General features: G+C 70.2%; 20 protein-coding genes. 17 read left to right on the top strand and 3 right to left on the bottom strand.

Going from position 1 to position 18520, the window contains the following annotated elements; all coding sequences use genetic code 11:
• Nucleotides 1–125: 125 nt before the first annotated feature.
• The 8 genes from map (at nt 126) to truA (ending at nt 5556) form a co-directional block, all read left to right on the top strand.
• The gene (gene map / locus ACZ5TL_RS34315) at nt 126–962 is read left to right on the top strand and encodes a type I methionyl aminopeptidase (protein WP_468594711.1); all 837 of its coding nucleotides are present in this window, start codon (nt 126–128) and stop codon (nt 960–962) included.
• A 234-nt stretch (nt 963–1196) separates the two neighbouring features.
• Nucleotides 1197–1418: a translation initiation factor IF-1 gene (gene infA / locus ACZ5TL_RS34310; RefSeq protein ID WP_003948620.1), complete on the top strand. Its 222-nt coding sequence runs from the start codon at nt 1197–1199 to the stop codon at nt 1416–1418.
• Nucleotides 1419–1477: 59 nt separating this feature from the next.
• Nucleotides 1478–1591: a 50S ribosomal protein L36 gene (gene rpmJ, locus ACZ5TL_RS34305; protein ID WP_003974245.1), complete on the top strand. Its 114-nt coding sequence runs from the start codon at nt 1478–1480 to the stop codon at nt 1589–1591.
• 187 nt (nt 1592–1778) lie between these two features.
• Complete coding sequence (rpsM, locus tag ACZ5TL_RS34300) at nt 1779–2159, top strand: 30S ribosomal protein S13 (protein WP_003974244.1); 381 nt, start codon at nt 1779–1781, stop codon at nt 2157–2159.
• Between the two features lie 66 nt (nt 2160–2225).
• Nucleotides 2226–2630, top strand: coding sequence for a 30S ribosomal protein S11 (rpsK, locus tag ACZ5TL_RS34295; RefSeq protein ID WP_003956432.1), 405 nt, complete (start codon nt 2226–2228; stop codon nt 2628–2630).
• Between the two features lie 206 nt (nt 2631–2836).
• Entirely contained in the window at nt 2837–3859 is a 1023-nt protein-coding gene (locus ACZ5TL_RS34290) for a DNA-directed RNA polymerase subunit alpha (RefSeq protein WP_003966937.1), read from the top strand.
• A 168-nt stretch (nt 3860–4027) separates the two neighbouring features.
• Nucleotides 4028–4558: a 50S ribosomal protein L17 gene (gene rplQ / locus ACZ5TL_RS34285; protein ID WP_468594710.1), complete on the top strand. Its 531-nt coding sequence runs from the start codon at nt 4028–4030 to the stop codon at nt 4556–4558.
• Nucleotides 4559–4701: 143 nt separating this feature from the next.
• A complete protein-coding gene (truA, locus tag ACZ5TL_RS34280; RefSeq protein WP_468594709.1) occupies nt 4702–5556 on the top strand; it encodes a tRNA pseudouridine(38-40) synthase TruA in 855 nt (284 codons plus the stop codon).
• 16 nt (nt 5557–5572) lie between these two features.
• Here truA and ACZ5TL_RS34275 read toward each other — a convergent pair whose 3' ends face one another.
• Nucleotides 5573–6493, bottom strand: coding sequence for a hypothetical protein (locus ACZ5TL_RS34275; protein ID WP_468594708.1), 921 nt, complete (start codon nt 6491–6493; stop codon nt 5573–5575).
• A gap of 110 nt (nt 6494–6603) precedes the next feature.
• Here ACZ5TL_RS34275 and ACZ5TL_RS34270 point away from each other — a divergent pair, with 110 nt between their 5' ends.
• The 5 genes from ACZ5TL_RS34270 (at nt 6604) to ACZ5TL_RS34250 (ending at nt 13409) form a co-directional block, all read left to right on the top strand.
• Nucleotides 6604–7761: a CapA family protein gene (locus ACZ5TL_RS34270; RefSeq protein WP_468594707.1), complete on the top strand. Its 1158-nt coding sequence runs from the start codon at nt 6604–6606 to the stop codon at nt 7759–7761.
• 204 nt (nt 7762–7965) lie between these two features.
• Nucleotides 7966–10212 (top strand): HAMP domain-containing protein, encoded by a 2247-nt coding sequence (locus tag ACZ5TL_RS34265; RefSeq protein WP_468594731.1) that lies wholly within the window; start codon nt 7966–7968, stop codon nt 10210–10212.
• 7 nt (nt 10213–10219) lie between these two features.
• Nucleotides 10220–11713, top strand: a complete 1494-nt coding sequence (gene pgsB, locus ACZ5TL_RS34260) for a poly-gamma-glutamate synthase PgsB (protein ID WP_468594706.1) — start codon at nt 10220–10222, stop codon at nt 11711–11713.
• A gap of 87 nt (nt 11714–11800) precedes the next feature.
• Nucleotides 11801–12283 (top strand): poly-gamma-glutamate biosynthesis protein PgsC/CapC, encoded by a 483-nt coding sequence (locus ACZ5TL_RS34255; RefSeq protein ID WP_020276280.1) that lies wholly within the window; start codon nt 11801–11803, stop codon nt 12281–12283.
• Nucleotides 12284–12323: 40 nt separating this feature from the next.
• The gene (locus ACZ5TL_RS34250; RefSeq protein WP_468594705.1) at nt 12324–13409 is read left to right on the top strand and encodes an NlpC/P60 family protein; all 1086 of its coding nucleotides are present in this window, start codon (nt 12324–12326) and stop codon (nt 13407–13409) included.
• 22 nt (nt 13410–13431) lie between these two features.
• On the opposite strand, the gene ACZ5TL_RS34245 is transcribed toward ACZ5TL_RS34250, so the two are convergent.
• The gene (locus ACZ5TL_RS34245; protein ID WP_468594704.1) at nt 13432–14298 is read right to left on the bottom strand and encodes a hypothetical protein; all 867 of its coding nucleotides are present in this window, start codon (nt 14296–14298) and stop codon (nt 13432–13434) included.
• Between the two features lie 74 nt (nt 14299–14372).
• Between ACZ5TL_RS34245 and ACZ5TL_RS34240 the strand changes: the two genes are divergently transcribed.
• The 4 genes from ACZ5TL_RS34240 (at nt 14373) to glmM (ending at nt 17424) form a co-directional block, all read left to right on the top strand.
• Nucleotides 14373–14684 carry a hypothetical protein gene (locus ACZ5TL_RS34240; RefSeq protein WP_468594703.1) on the top strand — a complete coding sequence of 104 codons (312 nt, stop codon included), beginning with the start codon at nt 14373–14375 and terminating at the stop codon, nt 14682–14684.
• Between the two features lie 217 nt (nt 14685–14901).
• Nucleotides 14902–15345 (top strand): 50S ribosomal protein L13, encoded by a 444-nt coding sequence (gene rplM / locus ACZ5TL_RS34235; RefSeq protein WP_102912031.1) that lies wholly within the window; start codon nt 14902–14904, stop codon nt 15343–15345.
• A 42-nt stretch (nt 15346–15387) separates the two neighbouring features.
• Nucleotides 15388–15900, top strand: a complete 513-nt coding sequence (rpsI, locus tag ACZ5TL_RS34230) for a 30S ribosomal protein S9 (RefSeq protein ID WP_384150796.1) — start codon at nt 15388–15390, stop codon at nt 15898–15900.
• Between the two features lie 165 nt (nt 15901–16065).
• Nucleotides 16066–17424 (top strand): phosphoglucosamine mutase, encoded by a 1359-nt coding sequence (gene glmM, locus ACZ5TL_RS34225; protein ID WP_468594702.1) that lies wholly within the window; start codon nt 16066–16068, stop codon nt 17422–17424.
• Between the two features lie 102 nt (nt 17425–17526).
• Here the strand turns inward: glmM and coaA are convergent, their stop codons facing one another.
• Nucleotides 17527–18495 (bottom strand): type I pantothenate kinase, encoded by a 969-nt coding sequence (gene coaA, locus ACZ5TL_RS34220; protein ID WP_468594730.1) that lies wholly within the window; start codon nt 18493–18495, stop codon nt 17527–17529.
• Between the last annotated feature and the right edge of the window lie 25 nt (nt 18496–18520).

Below are 18520 nucleotides of genomic sequence, written 5' to 3'. Positions count from 1 at the left end.
CGCAGCTACCGGCCGCGGTTCCCCCCGGGGGGAGCCGCGGCCGCTGTGTGGGCGGGGCCGGCCGAACGGCCCCGTATCGTTGAAGGCGTCCGTACACCCTCCGGTCCAGAAAGGCCGTAGCCCCCATGGTGCAGATCAAGACCCCCGAGCAGATCGCCAGGATGCGTGAGGCGGGGCTGGTCGTCGCCGCCATTCACGCGGCGACCCGCGAGGCCGCCGTGCCCGGGGCCACGACGAGGGATCTGGACCAGGTCGCCCGCAAGGTGCTCGCCGAGCACGACGCCAAGTCGAACTTCCTCGGCTACGGCGGCTTCCCCGCGACCATCTGCACCTCGGTGAACGAGGTCGTCGTCCACGGCATCCCGTCGGACGACGTCGTCCTCAAGGACGGGGACGTCATCTCCATCGACTGCGGCGCGATCATCGACGGCTGGCACGGCGACGCCGCCTACACGGCCTTCGTCGGCTCCGGCCACGCCCCGGAGCTGGTCGAGCTCTCCCGGGTGACCGAGGAGTCGATGTGGGCCGGCATCGCGGCCATGAAGCAGGGCAACCGGCTGGTCGACGTCTCCCGGGCGATCGAGACGTACATCCGCCGCCAGCCCAAGCCCGGCGGCGGCCGCTACGGGATCGTCGAGGACTACGGCGGCCACGGCATCGGTACCGAGATGCACATGGACCCGCACCTGCTGAACTACGTCGAGCGGCGGCGCGGCAAGGGCCCCAAGCTGGTGCCCGGGTTCTGCCTGGCGATCGAGCCGATGGTCTCCCTGGGGACGCCGAAGACGGAGGTCCTGGAGGACGACTGGACGGTCGTCACCACGGACGGCACCTGGTCGTCCCACTGGGAGCACTCCGTGGCCCTGACGGAAGAGGGCTTGCTGGTGCTGACGTCTCCCGACGGGGGCAAGGCGAAGCTCGCGGAGCTGGGCATCACAGCAGCTCCCGATCCGCTGGGCTGAGCGCCTTCCTTGGAGCCCGGTCGCGACGGTCGGCGGCTTGCGGGCCGTGGGAGCCCGGTCGCGCGGTTCCCCGCGCCCCTGACAGGGCGCTTAAGGATCTCCGCGCTGGGGCAGACTTCTCGATTCGTGTTTCCGAGGGCTCTGACGTAGACTGACTCGTCGGCTCTTGTGTACCCGCATGCCTGCATGCGCCCGCACGGAGTCGATCAAGGTAGTCGATTCGAAGGGCGAAGCGTGGCCAAGAAGCAAGGTGCCATCGAGATCGAGGGCACTGTCGTCGAGTCTCTTCCGAACGCCATGTTCAAGGTCGAGCTCCAGAACGGCCACCAGGTCCTGGCACACATCAGCGGCAAGATGCGCATGCACTACATCCGCATCCTCCCTGACGACCGGGTCGTGGTGGAGCTGTCTCCGTACGACCTGACGCGTGGCCGGATCGTCTACCGCTACAAGTAGATCTTGCCCGCATCCCGCTTCCGGCGGGGTGGTGGCACTGACCCGGAGAACCTCACCCAATGAAGGTCAAGCCGAGCGTCAAGAAGATCTGCGACAAGTGCAGGGTGATCCGCCGTCACGGCCGGGTCATGGTCATCTGCGACAACCCGCGCCACAAGCAGCGCCAGGGCTGACGCACGACCGATCCCTCTGCATTCCTCGCAGGGATTCGCGCGACGCAAGCTGAATATGTTCATACGCAGAGCCCGGACCCTCGGGTCTGACACCCCCGGTCGGAGGCCGGGGACCCGGTTCGTACCTCGTACGGCGGCTGGGAGTCGGTTCTGCGGAAGACCTCCGTCAAGCAACTGGAGCCATTGAATGGCACGCGTTTCCGGTGTTGACATCCCGCGCGAAAAGCGCGTGGAGATCGCCCTCACCTATGTGTTCGGCATCGGCCGGACCCTCTCGCAGCAGACGCTGGCCGCCACCGGCGTCGACCCGAACACCCGCGTTCGCGACCTCTCCGAGGAGCAGCTCGTCGCGATCCGCGAGTACGTCGACAACAACATCAAGACCGAGGGTGACCTCCGTCGCGAGGTCCAGGCCGACATCCGCCGCAAGGTCGAGATCGGTACGTACCAGGGTCTGCGTCACCGTCGCGGCCTGCCCGTCCGCGGTCAGCGCACCAGCACGAACGCCCGTACCCGCAAGGGCCCGCGTCGCGCCATCGCCGGCAAGAAGAAGCCGGGCAAGAAGTAGTCCGCAGCGGACTCGCCGTCCAGCGGTCTTCGCTGTAGGACCGACCACCTCCCGTAGGAGTTATAGATGCCCCCCAAGGGTCGTCAGGGCGCTGCCAAGAAGGTGCGCCGCAAGGAAAAGAAGAACGTCGCTCACGGCCACGCGCACATCAAGAGCACGTTCAACAACACGATCGTCTCGATCACGGACCCGTCCGGCAACGTGATCTCCTGGGCCTCCGCCGGCCACGTCGGCTTCAAGGGCTCCCGGAAGTCCACGCCGTTCGCCGCGCAGATGGCCGCCGAGTCGGCCGCCCGCCGCGCCCAGGAGCACGGCATGCGCAAGGTCGACGTGTTCGTGAAGGGCCCGGGTTCCGGTCGTGAGACCGCGATCCGCTCCCTGCAGGCCACGGGCCTCGAGGTCGGCTCCATCCAGGACGTCACCCCGACCCCGCACAACGGCTGCCGTCCGCCGAAGCGCCGCCGCGTCTGACGCGAGCGCTTCCAGGGCTTGCTGTGCCTCCGGTCTTTCCGGCCGGGGGTGTGGGGGTTGTCCCCCACATGTAACAGCCGGGCGGTACGGCTCCGTAAAAGGGCCGTATCGCCCGTACCCTTGCAGTACCCGCCTCTTCGTGTCGGGGGCGGTTCCCGTCGGGCGTCAAATAGCGGGCGCCCACGACTGAAGGATCTGATCCACACATGCTGATCGCTCAGCGTCCCTCGTTGACCGAAGAGGTCGTCGACGAATTCCGCTCCCGGTTCGTGATCGAGCCGCTGGAGCCGGGCTTCGGTTACACCCTCGGCAACTCCCTGCGCCGGACCCTCCTCTCCTCGATCCCGGGTGCGGCGGTCACGTCCATCCGCATCGACGGTGTCCTGCACGAGTTCACCACCGTGCCGGGCGTCAAGGAGGACGTCACCGACCTGATCCTCAACATCAAGCAGCTGGTCGTCTCCTCGGAGCACGACGAGCCGGTCGTGATGTACCTGCGCAAGCAGGGTCCGGGTCTGGTCACCGCCGCCGACATCGCGCCGCCGGCCGGTGTCGAGGTGCACAACCCCGACCTGGTCCTCGCCACGCTCAACGGCAAGGGCAAGCTGGAGATGGAGCTCACGGTCGAGCGTGGCCGCGGTTACGTCTCCGCCGTGCAGAACAAGCAGGTCGGCCAGGAGATCGGCCGGATCCCGGTCGACTCGATCTACTCGCCGGTGCTCAAGGTCACGTACAAGGTCGAGGCCACGCGTGTCGAGCAGCGGACCGACTTCGACAAGCTGATCGTCGACGTCGAGACCAAGCAGGCCATGCGGCCGCGTGACGCCATGGCGTCCGCCGGTAAGACCCTGGTCGAGCTGTTCGGTCTCGCCCGCGAGCTGAACATCGACGCCGAGGGCATCGACATGGGCCCGTCCCCCACGGACGCCGCCCTGGCCGCCGACCTGGCGCTGCCGATCGAGGAGCTCGAGCTCACCGTTCGGTCGTACAACTGCCTCAAGCGCGAGGGCATCCACTCCGTGGGTGAGCTCGTGGCGCGTTCCGAGGCCGACCTCCTCGACATTCGCAACTTCGGTGCGAAGTCGATCGACGAGGTCAAGGCGAAGCTGGCCGGCATGGGCCTGGCCCTGAAGGACAGCCCGCCCGGATTCGACCCGACGGCTGCCGCCGACGCGTTCGGTGCCGATGACGACGCTGACGCCGGTTTCGTGGAGACCGAGCAGTACTGATTCGGCTGCCGGTCCGTCGTGGCTGGTCGCGCAGTTCCCCGCGCCCCTTTCGGGGCGCGGTCCCTCCGGGAGTCCGAAAGGGCTCCCGGATCTCCGACGGGCAACCGCTCGCTCGGATACTGACCCCGGTACCTGATACGGCCGGGGCAGACACCTAGGAGAAACACCATGCCGAAGCCCACCAAGGGTGCCCGTATGGGCGGCAGCGCCGCGCACGAGAAGCTGCTCCTCGCGAACCTGGCGAAGGCGCTGTTCGAGCACGGCCGGATCACCACCACCGAGGCGAAGGCGCGCAAGCTGCGCCCGTACGCCGAGCGTCTGGTCACCAAGGCGAAGAAGGGCGACCTTCACAACCGCCGTCAGGTGCTCCAGGTCATCACGGACAAGAGCGTCGTCCACACGCTCTTCACCGAGATCGGCCCGCGCTACGAGAACCGCCCGGGTGGCTACACCCGCATCACCAAGATCGGTAACCGCCGGGGCGACAACGCGCCCATGGCTGTCATCGAGCTGGTCGAGGGGCTGACCGTGGCGCAGGAGGCGACCGGCGAGGCCGAGGCCGCGACGAAGCGTGCGGTCAAGGAAGACGCCCTCAAGAAGGACGAGGCCGTCGAGGCCAAGTCCGACGAGGCCGCCGAGGACGCCAAGCCGGCCGACGAGGCCGCCGAGGCTTCCGCCGAGGAGTCGAAGGACGCGTAAGCGTTCACCGGGGGCTGCTCGTCGGCGGCTGCGGCCCGTCGTGGCTTGTCGCGCAGTTCCCCCGCGCCCCCTGAGAGGGCGTTGGCGGGTCCGTTCCCTTCCAGGGGCGGGCCCGCCTTTTGCGTGGGTGAGAGGATCCTGGGGTGAGTGACGAAGTAGAGGCCGGCCACGTCCGGGTCCGGCTCGATCTGTTGTACGACGGGAGCGAGTTCTCCGGGTGGGCCAAGCAGGCCGGGGGGCGGCGGACCGTGCAGGGGGAGATCGAGGACGCCCTGCGCACCGTGACGCGGTCGGGCAAGACGTACGAGCTGACCGTGGCGGGGCGTACCGATGCCGGGGTGCACGCGCGGGGGCAGGTGGCGCATGTCGACCTGCCGCGTGAGGTGTGGGCCGAGCACAGCCAGAAGCTGCTCAAGCGGCTCGCCGGCCGGCTGCCCAGGGACGTGCGGGTCTGGGCACTCAGGGAGGCGCCCAGTGGGTTCAACGCGCGCTTCTCGGCGGTCTGGAGGCGGTACGCGTACCGGGTCACCGACAACCCCGGGGGCGTCGACCCGCTGCTGCGGAACCATGTGCTGTGGCATGACTGGCCCCTGGACGTCGACGCCATGAGCGAGGCCGCGCGGCGGCTGCTCGGCGAGCACGACTTCGCCGCCTACTGCAAGAAGCGGGAGGGCGCGACGACGATCCGTACGCTCCAGGAGCTGAGTCTCGTGAAGGGCGACGACGGGATCATCACCGCGACCGTGCGGGCCGACGCCTTCTGCCACAACATGGTGCGCTCGCTGATCGGGGCGCTGTTGTTCGTGGGGGACGGGCACCGGCCGCCCGACTGGCCCGCGAAGGTGCTGGCGGCGGGCGTACGGGACTCGGCCGTGCACGTCGTACGGCCGCACGGGCTGACGCTGGAGGAGGTCGGCTACCCGGCCGACGAACTGCTCGCCGCGCGCAGCAAGGAGGCGCGGAACAAGCGGTCCCTGCCGTCGGCGGGGTGCTGCTGACGGGCTCTCACCGTCCTCAGCGGCGGGCCGAGTTCCAGGTGGCGACCAGCCCCGAGAGGGCCGTGGCGGCGGCGTCGGCGTCGGAGCCGTCGCCGCGTGCGTCAGGGGAGAGTTCCACGTGGAGGAACGTGGCGTGGTGGCGCTCCGCGGCCTTGCCCTGGACGTTCGTGGTGCCTTCCAGGGGGCAGCGGGCCGACCAGCCCCGGCAGACCCGCAGCCCGTCGGCCTGCATGCCGTCGGCCAGGGCGGCGGCCTCGGTGAGGGTGCTCCGCGCGGCTCCGGTGGAGAGGACGGCCTCGTAGGGATGGTCCGAGTCCTTGCCGAAGCCGTGCAGTTGCACGCCGGGGACGTCGCGTTTCTGGAGCTCCACGACGATGGCGTGGAAGAGGCTGTCCTCCCGGTGGGCGACGTCGGCGGCGTCGCCCCGGCCCGCTCTGCGGTGCGCGCCGGCCACGACCAGCGAGCCGCCGGGGTTGTCCTCCAGGAGCCGCACGCCGAGGTGTTCGGTGTGCCGGTCGGAGACCGGGTGCGGTACCTGGGCGTTCCAGCGGACATCGGAGTCGGCGGTCAGGTAGAGGCGTCCCCAGCGTGCGGCCCGGCCCGGGCGGGCGGCGGCGATCTCGTCGTACCTGCGGCCGGACTCGGTGTCGGTGAGGCGGGTGAGCCTGAGGCCGAGGGGGGTGAGCAGTCGTTCGGCCTGCGCGGCGTCGCCGTCCAGGAGGTGGCCGACGCTCTCGGCGACGCGCTCACGCTGGGTGTCGTCCGGTGGGGTGTACGCGGCGTCAGGCTTCAGGCCGGCCGTGTACGTGAGGATCCTGTCGCGGAGGTCCACCAGCTGCCGGGCGTGCGGGGTGGGGTCGTCCGTTGACCGGTCTGGTGCCGACTGACAGCCGAACAAGGCGAGAACAAGTCCGAATTGGACCAGAATACGCGTCAAGTGTGACTGTCTTGTGACGGTAACGGCCGTGGTGCTTGTGTGCTTCATGTGAATATGATGCGGTGACACTTCGTAATCCTCTCCGGGGCGCCCGGACGGCAACCGCTTTCGTGGCCACCGTCGCCGTGGCGACCGCGTGCACCTCCGCGGCCTCGGCGCCGCAGGTGAAGCCGGACGGGCGCTCGTTCACCGTCGCCGCCGCCGGTGACGTGCTGATCCACCCCGAGCTGGTCGACCAGGCTGCCAAGGATGCCAAGAAGACCGGTGAAGGAGAGGCCGGGCTGGACTTCGGGCCGCTGCTCGCCGGGGTGAAGCCGGTCGTCAGCAAGGCCGATCTGGCCATCTGTCACATGGAGACGCCCGTCGGAAAGCCGCAGGGTCCCTTCGAGGGGTACCCGGAGTTCCTCGTCCCGCCGCAGATCCTGACGACGCTCAAGGACGTGGGCTACGACACCTGCTCGACGGCCTCCAACCACACCTACGACCACGGCCTGGGGGCCGTGCGGCGCACCCTGAACGCCATGGACAAGGCCGGCCTCGGGCACACCGGCTCCGCCCGCACGCCCGAGGAGGCGGAACGGATCAGCATCCGTGACGTCAACGGCGTCAAGGTCGCTCACCTCTCGTTCTCCTGGATGTCGTTCCTGAATCCGACGCCGGAGAAGGAGAAGTGGGCGTTCAACCAGCTCGGCACGGACGCGATCAAGGACGCTGAGGCCCGGGCCCGCGAGAAGGGCGCCGAGGTGGTCGTCCTCTCGGTCCACTGGGGGCTCGAGCACTACAACGAACCGAGTGTTCCCCAGCTGCAGTTGACGGAGCGGCTCACCACGGAGACCGGGGTCGACCTGGTGATCGGGCACCACGCCCATGTGGTGCAGCCGATCCAGAAGGTGAACGGCACCTGGGTCGCCTACAGCCTGGGCAACCAGGTCGCCCGTCACTCCTCGCCCACCGGGCTCACCGAGGAGGGCGTGATCGGCTGGTTCGAGTTCCGCGAGGCGACCGACGGCTGGGACGTCTCCGCCCGCTACGCCACGACGCTGGTGGACATCCCGCCCGAGGTGGAGGCCGGTGAGAAGCCGCCCGCCGGCGCGGTCGAGGACCACCGGGTGGTGGACGTGCGGCGGGCGCTCGACGCGCCGGGCGACCTCTCCGAGGAGCGGCTCGCCCGCTACCGGCTGGCGGCCGACCGTACACGTGGCTTCCTCTACAACCGCGGGGCGCCGGGAGGCGACGGCCTGAAGGAGCTCACGCTGCAGCGTGACTAGCGCCACAGCGCACAGGGGGGCGAGCGGCACAACCTCGGCCCTCCCCGACAGTCTTGTATACGGCGGTCCGTGCCCCTCCCCCGGGAGCGGTGTTCTGCGCGGCCGTTCTTCACCCAGAGAGGCCGGAGGAGACCACCGGTGACACCCACCCGCGCCGTGCGCCCCGTGAAGGGAGGACGGCGGCGCAGCCGGAGACGCGCGGACATGCCGCTGCTGGGCGGCGTCCGTCCCCCGATCGCGCTGCTGTGCGTGCTGGTGCTGGCCCTCGCGGGCCTCACCGCCCAGGTGCTCGGCCCCGCCGGCGAGCAGGCCGTACCGCAGGCGGTGCTCTCCTCGCAGCGGCACTTCGCGGAGGACGGCGCCATCGCCCTGCGCGCCTCGATCGACGAGCGGGTCACCGACCTGAACCGCACCGCCGCCGCGCTGAACGCGGGGTCACCGGTGAAGCCCGAGCGCGTCCTGTCCGACCTGGGGAAGACCTACCAGAAGTGGACGGGCACCACGGTCCTGGACCTGGAGAGCGGCAAAGTGCTGGCCGCCAGGGGTGAAACGATTCCCCTCGGATGGCTGGACAAGGACGTCCTCACCGGGGAAACGGCTCTCAAGCCCCGCATGGTGCGGCTGGAGACCGGCGACGTACGCCTGATGACCATGGCGGTCCTCGACTTCGAGGACCGGCCGCAGCAACTGCTGCTCGCCTCCAACAGCCTGTCCGTGCCCGCCATCAACCTGGGCCAGTTCCGCTCCATGGCGGTCGTCGCCACCGGCGGGGAGATCCTCGCCACGGCCGGCTTCGAACAGTCCGAGGCGCTCAACTCCGACCAGGAGCGCAAGGAGCTGGGCTTCCTCCAGAAGCAGATGAGCGGGCTGTCCGCCCAGGCGGCACGCGAGACCGAGCAGGACCCGGTCAGCGCCAGGGAGCCGGGCTCCCGCGGCTACCCCGGTGTGAGCGGGTCCCTGGTCGGCGGGACCTACAACGGCCGTATCGCCACGGCCGGTTACGCCTCCCTCTCCTCCGCCGACCCGGAGGAGAAGAAGAGCGTCGGCGCGGGCCTCGGGCTCACCGTCGTCGCCCTGCTGCCCGTGGTCCAGCAGCAGGCCACCGCTCCGGGCCGGGAGCTGTACGGACTGCTGGCGGCCGGAGCCCTGGTGGTGCTCGGACTGCTCGCCGCGGGCGTGCTGTGGGCGACCGTGCAGCGGCCATTGCTGCGGCTGTTCCTGGAGTCCCGCCGACTGGCCCGGGGCGACCTCACCCGCCCGGTGGACGTGCCCCGCTGGGGAGAGGCCGCGCGCGTCGGCTCCGCACTGGAGAAGCTGCGCGCCCAGCTGGGCGGCCGGGCCGTTGATTCCGGCGGGCGTCAGCGCGTCAAGGGGCGGTTCGGGGTGCGCGGGCCGCTCGCGCTGACCGCCGTGCTGCTGCTGCTGTGGTGCGTGCCCGTCGGCCTCCTGCTGAACCGCACCGACGACTCCGTCAGCATCCCGGCCAGCATGGTCGCGGACCAGCGCGACCGCACCGACCTGGTCGCCGACCGGGTGCGCCGGGCGCTCAACGAGGCGCAGGCGGACCTGGTCTCCACGTCCCGGCTGATCGACCCGGACGACGCCGGCTCCGGCCGGGCGCTGCTCGAGAAGACCCTGCGCGAGCACACCCGCTATCAGGCGCTGTACCTCCTCGACGAGGACGGCGAGGTCGTCGCCCGCGCCGGCGAGGAGCCGCGCGCCGGGTTCGCCGACACGGACGAGCAGCCGCTGGTCCGCGTCGGCGGCAAGGGCGGCAGGAAGCCGGTCGTCCAGGCCGGGGCGCCCCTGCCGGACCACAAGGGCATGACCCTGGTCGGCGAGGTCCGGATCGAGTTCCTCAACTCGCTGCTGAAGCGGCCCGGACTCGGCGAGGTCCGCGTGGTGGACGCCAAGGCGGAGACCCTCGCCGCCAGCGACGGCTTCCTGGCCTTCGAGGAACTGCCGCGCGACGCGCTCGCCGACCTCGTCCGGGCCGGCAGCGTCCACGTCGGCGCCGGTCCCGTCGAGAACGGGCTGCTGATCCGCGAAGGCCGCGGGACCACGGTCGCCGCGGCCGCCCCGTTCTCCGGCGGCGGCGTGGCGGCCGACCTCGGCTGGACCGTGGTCAGCTGGCAGAACGCCAAGGACTTCCAGATCACTCCGTACCAGCGCGAGGACCGCAGCGTCCTGGCCGGACTGCTCGGTCTGGCCCTGATCGTCGTCTGCCTCGGCTGGGTGTACCTGGTCGTGGCCCGGCCGATGCGGGCCCTCGCGGCCAGCGCGGAGAAGCTGGCCGACGGCGACCTCAAGTCCGTGCAGTACCCCCGCTACCAGGACGAGGTCGGCGCGGTCGTACGCAGCCTCGAACTGCTGCGCCAGCAACTCCAGGCCCGTAAGCAGACCCAGGCGCGCCGGCTCGCGGAGCCGGAGGCCGGCGTTCGGGGAAGGTGACCCAGCCGTGCTCTATCTGTACTTCGTCCTGCTCACCGGCAGTGTGCTGCTGCTGGTGGCGGGCATCGTGGAACAGCGCCGGCACTACGCCAGCCTGCACAGCATCCCGTCGCGCGTGCTCGTGAACGGCATCCGCGGCAAGTCCTCCATCACCCGGCTGTGCGCCGGGGCGCTGCGCGGCGGCGACCTGGTCACCGTGGCGAAGACCACGGGTACGGCGGCCCGGTTCATCCACCCGGACGCCACCGAGGAACCGGTGTACCGCAAGTTCGGCATCGCCAACGTTGTGGAGCAGATCGGCATCGTGCGCCGGGCCGCCACCTACCGGCCCGACGCCCTCGTCATCGAGTGCATGGCCGTCATGCCGGCCCTGCAGGAGGTGAACCAGAGCAAGCTGATCCGCTCCACGATCGGCGTGCTGTGCAACGTCCGCGAGGACCACCTCGCCGAGATGGGACCCACCCTCGACGACGTGGCCCGCTCGCTGTGCCGCTCCATGCCGGAGGACGGCATCTGCGTCACCGCCGAGAAGGAGCGCTTCCACATCCTTCAGGAGGAGGCCGACGCCCGTAACTGCCAGTTGGTCTACGCCGACCCGGAGACCGTCACCGACGAGGAACTGCGCGGCTTCAGCTGGTTCACCTTCAAGGAGAACGTCGCTATCGCCCTCGTCGTCGCCGAACTGCTCGGCGTGGAGCGGCGGGTCGCCCTGCAGGGCATGTACGACGCCCCGCCGGACCCGGGCGTGCTGTCCGTCGAGCGCTACGCGACGCCCGAGGGTAAGCGGCTCGCCTTCGCCAACGTCTTCGCGGCCAACGACCCCGAGTCGACGCTGATGAACATCAACCAGCTGCTCGACCTCGGAGCCATCCACCGGCCGCTGAACGTCGTGATCAACTGCCGGCCCGACCGCGTGGAGCGCAACGGGCAGATGGGCGAGATCATCCCCGACCTCCAGCCGGACCACGTCTTCGTCATCGGGCACCCGTCCAAGAGCGCGATCGACGCCATCCCCGCCGAGTGGCGCGACCGCGCGATCGACCTCGGGGGCGAACGGCGGTCGGCCGAGGAGTTCATGCCCGCCCTGCTGGACCGCCTGGCCGCCGACTCCTCCCTGGTCGCCATCGGCAACATCCACGGCCAGGGCGAGGAACTGCTGGAGTACCTGGCCGAACTCCCGGCGGACGAGTTGGCCCCCGCCGACGCCGACGCCGCGCGGTCCTCGGACCCGGCCGTGCCGGCCCAGCCGGCGCGCCTGGACCCCTACGCCTCGTACCCCATGGCCTATGAGGAGCGCTACCAGGCCTCCCAGACCCAGGAGATCCCGGTGGTCCGCATCCCCGCCCAGCCGTCGGGGCCGTACGCCGGCGCCGGACACCCCGGCCCGGCTCCCCACCAGCAGGGACCGTACGCCGCTGAGGCCCAGCAGACGTGGCAGTACGCCGACGAGCCCTACGGGTACGCCCCGGCCGACGACGGGGGACAGCCTCCCCGTTCCTGACGTCCACGGGCGGGGCGGGCGCCGCCCGCAGGACCGCCGATCGCCCCGCACCGAACCCGCACCCGTATCCCGTGCCCGGAGACCTCGTTGACCACCGCAGCCCTGACCCCCGAGATGGCCGCCCTCGGCATCGCCATCGGCCTGTTCTTCTCGTTGCTGTGCTACCTGACCACCAACCTGTCGCCCGGCGGCATGATCACGCCGGGCTGGCTCGCCCTGACCCTCATCGAGGACCTCCAGCGGGCGGCCATGGTGGTCGGCGTCACCGCCCTCACCTACGCGGGCACCAAGGTCATGCAGCGGCTGGTGATCCTCTACGGCAAGCGGCTGTTCGCCGCGGTGGTCCTGCTGGGCGTGCTGCTCCAGGCCACCGTGATGATCGTGCTCTCGATCGAGTTCCCGCTGCTTTACGGCAACCAGACCCTCGGCTTCATCGTGCCCGGCCTGATCGCGTACCAGATGGTCCGCCAGCCCAAGGGGGCGACGCTGCTGGCGACCGGCACCGTCTCGCTCATGGCCTACATCGTCGTCGCCGCCGGACTGCTGCTCGGCATCATGCCCACCGTCTGAGCACCGGCGTCCCGGCGACCGAGAACCCAGGAGACAACACATGGCAGGGAAGAAGAAATCGCGGCCGGTCCTCTCCGGCCTCGTGGTGCTGGCGCTCGTCGCGACCTCCGGCTACCTCACCGTCGAGCTCCGCAAGCAGGAGGACAAGGGCGTCCCGGAGATCACGAACGTCGGCGTGCTGGACGGCTCGGACCGGGCCGGCGGCGCGACGAAGGCCCGGGACAAGGGCGCCGAGAGCTGGTCCCGGCTGGAGAACCCCGCCCGCTCCGTGCTGCGCGGGTCCGACGGCCAGGTCAGGGCGGTGTTCACCGACGGGGCGCGCACCGCGACCCTGACCGGACCGGCCCGTACCTTCGCCGAGCCCTCGTCGACGAGCTCAAAGGTCTCCACGACCGACTGGGTCCGCCTCATGCCCGAGCCCTGGAAGAAGGGCGCGGAGAAGCAGAAGTGGTTCAAGGACTGGTACGCGGAGCACGAGACCGGCAAGGAGGACGACCTGCTGGCCATCGCCTTCCAGTACGTCGCGGGCGCCAAGCAGAAGAAGGACGAGCAGGGCACCGTCTACGCCGGTGACGCCAACTTCGGCCCCCTCAACACGAGCGGGGCCGAGGGCGGCGACCTGCGCCTGGAGCAGTCCGACTTCTACGACTACCTCGGCCTCCCGTACCCCTTCCGCGACGGCGTGACCGGGCAGCCGGAGACCGCGCGCGCCCGGTCGATCGACTGCTCGGGCTACATGCGGATGGTGTTCGGCTACCGCGCCCGCTACCCGCTCATGTCCTCGGACAAGTCGGGCGACGGCCTGCCGCGCACCGCCAACGGCATGGCCCGCTCCGAGGAGGGTGCCGACATCCTGCCGCTCACCGGCGTCTCGCCCAAGGACCGGCCCTCCGGCATCGACCAGCTCCAGCCCGGGGACCTCGTCTTCTTCAAGCTCGACGCCCGCACCGAGCAGCGCCTGGACCACGTGGGCATGGTGCTCGGCTACGACACCGAGGGCCACCTGCTGTTCGTCTCCAGCCGCGAGGAGGTCAACGGACCGACCATCGGTGATGTCGGCGGAGTGTCCCGGCTGGACGGCAACGGCTACTACGCCAAGACGCTGCGCAGCGCGAAGAGGCTGTGACCGGGCGCGCGGCGGCGGCCGGTCACCCGTTGGCCGCCGCCGACGCCTGGGCCTGACCGCGGCGGTGGATCTGGTCGGCCGTGAACTGGGCCAGGTCGTTGCCGGTCTTGAAGACCGCGGTGTCCTTTGTCGTCACGTCCTTGCCACTGGTGAAGCCGGCGTTCGTGAAGTAGGCGTAGCGGCCGTAGGAGTTGCTGGTCGTGCGGCAGACCCCGGACTCGCAGAAGCCCTTCACGCCGCCGCCCGAGAGCGACCTGACGAAGCTCTTCTTGTCGGCCGCGCCCTTGGCCTTGAGGGCCTGGGCCTCGGTGTCGAAGACGGCCACGCCGACCGTCACCGCGATGCCGTCCTTGACGTAGGTGGCGCGTATCAGGCGTGTGCAGTCGTTCGCGGTGAGGGCCTTGGGGAGCGTGCCGCCGGCCGCCGAGGCGCAGTTCCTCGTGTCGGCCGTGGGACCCTTCTTGTACACCGTCCCGCCCATGGTCAGCTGGGTGCCCGAGAAGAGCGTCTCCGGGCCGAGCGGGGCCTTGTCCTTCTTCGCGCTGGCGATGAAGTCCTTGGGGTCCAGCGGGGGCGGGGCGCTGGTCGGCGCGAACGACGGGGCCGAGGCGGACTGGCTCGGGATGTCGGTCGACGGCAGGGAGGCAGGGGTGCCCCGCTTGTCGCCGCCCGCCGAGACGACGGCCACGGCGACGGCGGTGCCGATCGCGACGGTGGCGAACGCCCCGCCGCCGATCAGCAGCAGCCGACGGCGTCTGTTGCGGGCCTCGGAGGCTTCAGCGAGCGCCGCCCAGTCCGGAGAGTGGCCGCCCCCGCTGTTCCAAGGCTGCTGCGACTGCGGTTTCCAGGGATCCCACTGTGACTGAGGTCCCCCCTGCCCAAAGCTCATGGGGCGCATCTTAGACGGGACAAGGGGTGTGCTGGTCCGCCTGGACGGGCCCTGGAACCCCTAGCGTTCCTCCCATGCGGACGGGCAAAGGCGACATTTGCGGGTGGTTGGGGCGAGCGCTGCCGGCCGTGGTGCTGCTGCTGTTCCTGCTCTCCGGGCCCTTGCTCGGGGCCGGCCTCTGGCCGTCCGTCGTGGTCGGGGCGGTGCGGGCCTGCCGGCGACCGCGCGGTGGCGGTTCGGTCGTGCGCTGGTGCGCCGGGACGGCGGTCGAGGTGCTGCTCTCGACCGTGTTCCCGGCTGTGCGGCCGGTCCGGCGGCGGGCCCTGTGGAGAGCCGTCACGGTGTGTGCCGCCCTGTGCGCGCAGAGACGCGCCCGGCGGTGCTGATCCCGCGTTTTGACCCCTGTGCTGAGCCCCGGTATCCTGCTGGTTCGTTGTGTATTGGCTTGCTCATTCTCACGGGACGGGCCCTTACACCGGTCCACCGGGCCGATGACCAGCGACCCCACGTACGCGGTATGCGTCGCCGCCGTGCGGTCCAGGCTGTCGTGATCGTTTCGGTGACCAGTTATGGACCATTCACTCGAAGCGAAGGCTACGAACCGTGCGTACGTACAGCCCCAAGCCCGGCGATGTGACGCGCCAGTGGCACGTCATTGACGCTCAGGACGTTGTCCTGGGCCGTCTCGCCACCACTGCCGCGACGCTCCTCCGGGGCAAGCACAAGCCGATCTACGCGCCGCACGTCGACGCTGGTGACTTCGTCATCATCATCAACGCCGACAAGGTGCACCTCTCCGGCAACAAGCGGACCCAGAAGATGGCGTACCGCCACTCCGGCTACCCGGGTGGTCTGCGCTCGGTCCGTTACGACGAGCTGCTGGACAAGAACCCCGAGAAGGCCGTCGAGAAGGCCATCAAGGGCATGCTCCCCAAGAACACGCTGGGCCGTCAGATGCTCTCGAAGCTGAAGGTCTACAAGGGTGACCAGCACCCGCACGGCGCGCAGCAGCCGCAGCCGTTCGAGATCACCCAGGTCGCGCAGTAAGTCCGGCCACCCCCTAAGACTGAAGAGAATCTGAGGAGCATCGTGGCCGAGACCACTGCCGAGCAGCCGCTCGAAGAGATCGACATCGACAGCTACACCACCGAGTCCGAGGTCCCCGTCGAGGGTGAGTACACCTCGGAGTCCATGGCCTCCCGCTTCGGCGAGCCCCAGCCGGCCGCCGGCCTGGGCCGTCGCAAGAACGCCATCGCCCGCGTCCGGATCGTCCCGGGCACCGGCAAGTGGAAGATCAACGGTCGCACCCTTGAGGACTACTTCCCGAACAAGGTGCACCAGCAGGAAGTCAACGAGCCGTTCAAGGTTCTCGAGCTCGAGGGCCGTTACGACGTCGTCGCCCGCATCTCCGGTGGCGGTGTCTCCGGCCAGGCCGGTGCGCTCCGTCTCGGTGTCGCCCGCGCGCTGAACGAGGCGGACGTCGACAACAACCGCGGCCCGCTGAAGAAGGCCGGCTTCCTCAAGCGCGACGACCGTGCGGTCGAGCGCAAGAAGGCCGGTCTGAAGAAGGCCCGCAAGGCCCCGCAGTACAGCAAGCGCTAATCGCGTCGCCTGTCCTTGCGACTGGCTTCGCAACGATCGCCCCGGCGGCACGGACTGTGCTGCCGGGGCGGTTCGTTTACACACCCCCTGTCACCCCGGACAGTCTCAGGGATGTACTTGGGGACGTGAGCCGCACTCTCTTCAGCAATTTCGGAGGACAGCACAGTGGGACGACTCTTCGGCACGGACGGCGTGCGCGGTGTCGCCAACGCGGATCTGACTGCGGAGATGGCGCTGGGCCTCTCCGTCGCCGCGGCGCACGTACTGGCCGAGGCGGGCACGTTCGAGGGGCACCGGCCGACCGCGGTCGTCGGGCGTGACCCGCGCGCGTCCGGGGAGTTCCTGGAAGCCGCCGTGGTCGCGGGCCTGGCCAGCGCCGGCGTGGACGTCCTGAGGGTCGGTGTGCTGCCGACGCCCGCCGTGGCGTTCCTGACCGGGGAACTCGGCGCCGACCTCGGCGTGATGCTCTCCGCGAGCCACAACGCCATGCCCGACAACGGCATCAAGTTCTTCGCCCGCGGCGGGCACAAGCTCGCCGACGAGCTGGAGGACCGGATCGAGTCCGTCTACGAGGAGCACCGCACCGGCGCCCCGTGGGACCGGCCGACCGGCGCCGGGGTGGGCCGCGTGCGCGAGTACGGCGAGGGCCTCGAGCGCTACGTCACGCATCTGCTGGGTGCCCTGCCGAACCGGCTCGAGGGGCTGAAGGTCGTCCTCGACGAGGCGCACGGCGCCGCCGCCCGGGTCTCGCCCGAGGCGTTCCAGCGGGCCGGTGCCGAGGTCGTCACCATCGGGGCCGATCCCGACGGGCTCAACATCAACGACGGGTGCGGCTCCACCCACCTCGACAAGCTCAAGGCCGCCGTCGTCGAGCACGGGGCGGATCTCGGCATCGCGCACGACGGCGACGCCGACCGGTGCCTCGCCGTGGACCACACGGGCGAGGAGGTGGACGGCGACCAGATCCTCGCCGTGCTCGCCCTGGCCATGCGGGAGCGCTCCACGCTGCGGTCCGAGACGGTCGTGGCCACCGTGATGTCCAACCTCGGGTTCAAGCTCGCCATGGAGCGGGAGGGCATCCGGCTGGTGCAGACCGCGGTGGGTGACCGGTACGTGCTGGAGGAGATGAAGGAGCACGGGTTCGCCCTCGGCGGCGAGCAGTCCGGGCATGTGATCATCCTCGACCACGCGACGACCGGGGACGGGACGCTGACCGGGCTGCTGCTGGCGGCCCGGGTCGCCGGCAGCGGGCGTCCGCTGCGGGAGCTGGCCGCCGTCATGAAGCGGCTGCCGCAGGTGCTGATCAACGTGCCGGACGTGGACAAGTCCCGCGTGAAGACGTCCGCGGAGCTCGCGTCGGCCGTCGCCGACGCGGAGCGGGAGCTCGGGTCGACCGGGCGGGTGCTGCTGCGGTCTTCCGGGACCGAGCCGCTGGTTCGGGTGATGGTCGAGGCCGCCGATATCGAGCAGGCCCGGTCTGTCGCCGGGCGGCTGGCCGATGCGGTGAAGTCCGCGCTCGGCTGAGGAACCGGGCCGGGGGCGGGGACTGAGGTTGACGGCGGGCCGCGGGTCGAACGCGGCCCTGCGCGTAGTTCCCCGCGCCCCTGAGGAATGCCGCCCGGCACATCACAGCTTGCGCAGGCTCAGGCGCTGCACCTTGTGGTCCGGGCCCTTGCGCAGGACGAGGGCGGCGCGGCCGCGGGTGGGGGCGATGTTCTCGACCAGGTTGGGGCGGTTGATCGTGCGCCACATCGTCCGGGCGTAGTCGAGGGCCTCCTCCTCCGAGACCTGGGTGTACTTGCGGAAGTACGAGGACGGGTTCTGGAAGGCGGTCGCGCGCAGCTTGCGGAAGCGGTTGAGGTACCAGCGCTCGATGTCCTCGACGCGGGCGTCGACGTACACGCTGAAGTCGAAGTAGTCGGCGAGGCCGACCCGGGTGCGGCCGTCCTTGCCGGGCAGGGCGGGCTGGAGGACGTTCAGCCCCTCGACGATCAGGATGTCGGGGCGGCGGACGGTGAGCCGCTTGTCGGGGACGATGTCGTAGATCAGGTGGGAGTAGACCGGTGCCGTGACCTCGTCCTTGCCGGCCTTGATGTCGGCGACGAAGCGGGTCAGGGCGCGGCGGTCGTAGGACTCCGGGAAGCCCTTGCGCGACATCAGGCCGCGATCCTGGAGCTCCTGAGTGGGGAGCAGGAAGCCGTCGGTGGTGACCAGTTCGACGCGCGGGTGCTCGGGCCAGCGGGAGAGCAGGGCCTGCAGGAGGCGGGCGACCGTCGACTTGCCCACGGCGACCGAGCCGGCGACCCCTATGACGAAGGGGGTGCCCGACTGGGAGCCCTGCTCGCCGAGGAAGGTGTTGAGCGCGCCTCTGAGGCCGTGCGTGGCGCCGACGTAGAGGTTGAGAAGCCGGGACAGCGGGAGGTAGATGTCCCGCACCTCGTCCAGGTCGATCACGTCGCCGAGACCGCGCAGCTTCTCGACCTCCTCGGCCGTCAGCGGCAGCGGCGTCTTGTCACGCAGCGCGCTCCACTCGGCTCGGGTGAGGTCGACGTAGGGAGTCGCCTCCGGGCGGGGCCGGTGGGCGCTCCGGGGCATCGAGGAGGCCGGAGAGATCACAGTC

The organism is Streptomyces sp. NPDC033136, assembly GCF_055578235.1.
Note: the sequence above shows the minus strand (reverse complement) of the source record. Positions and strands in the feature narration are given on the sequence as shown.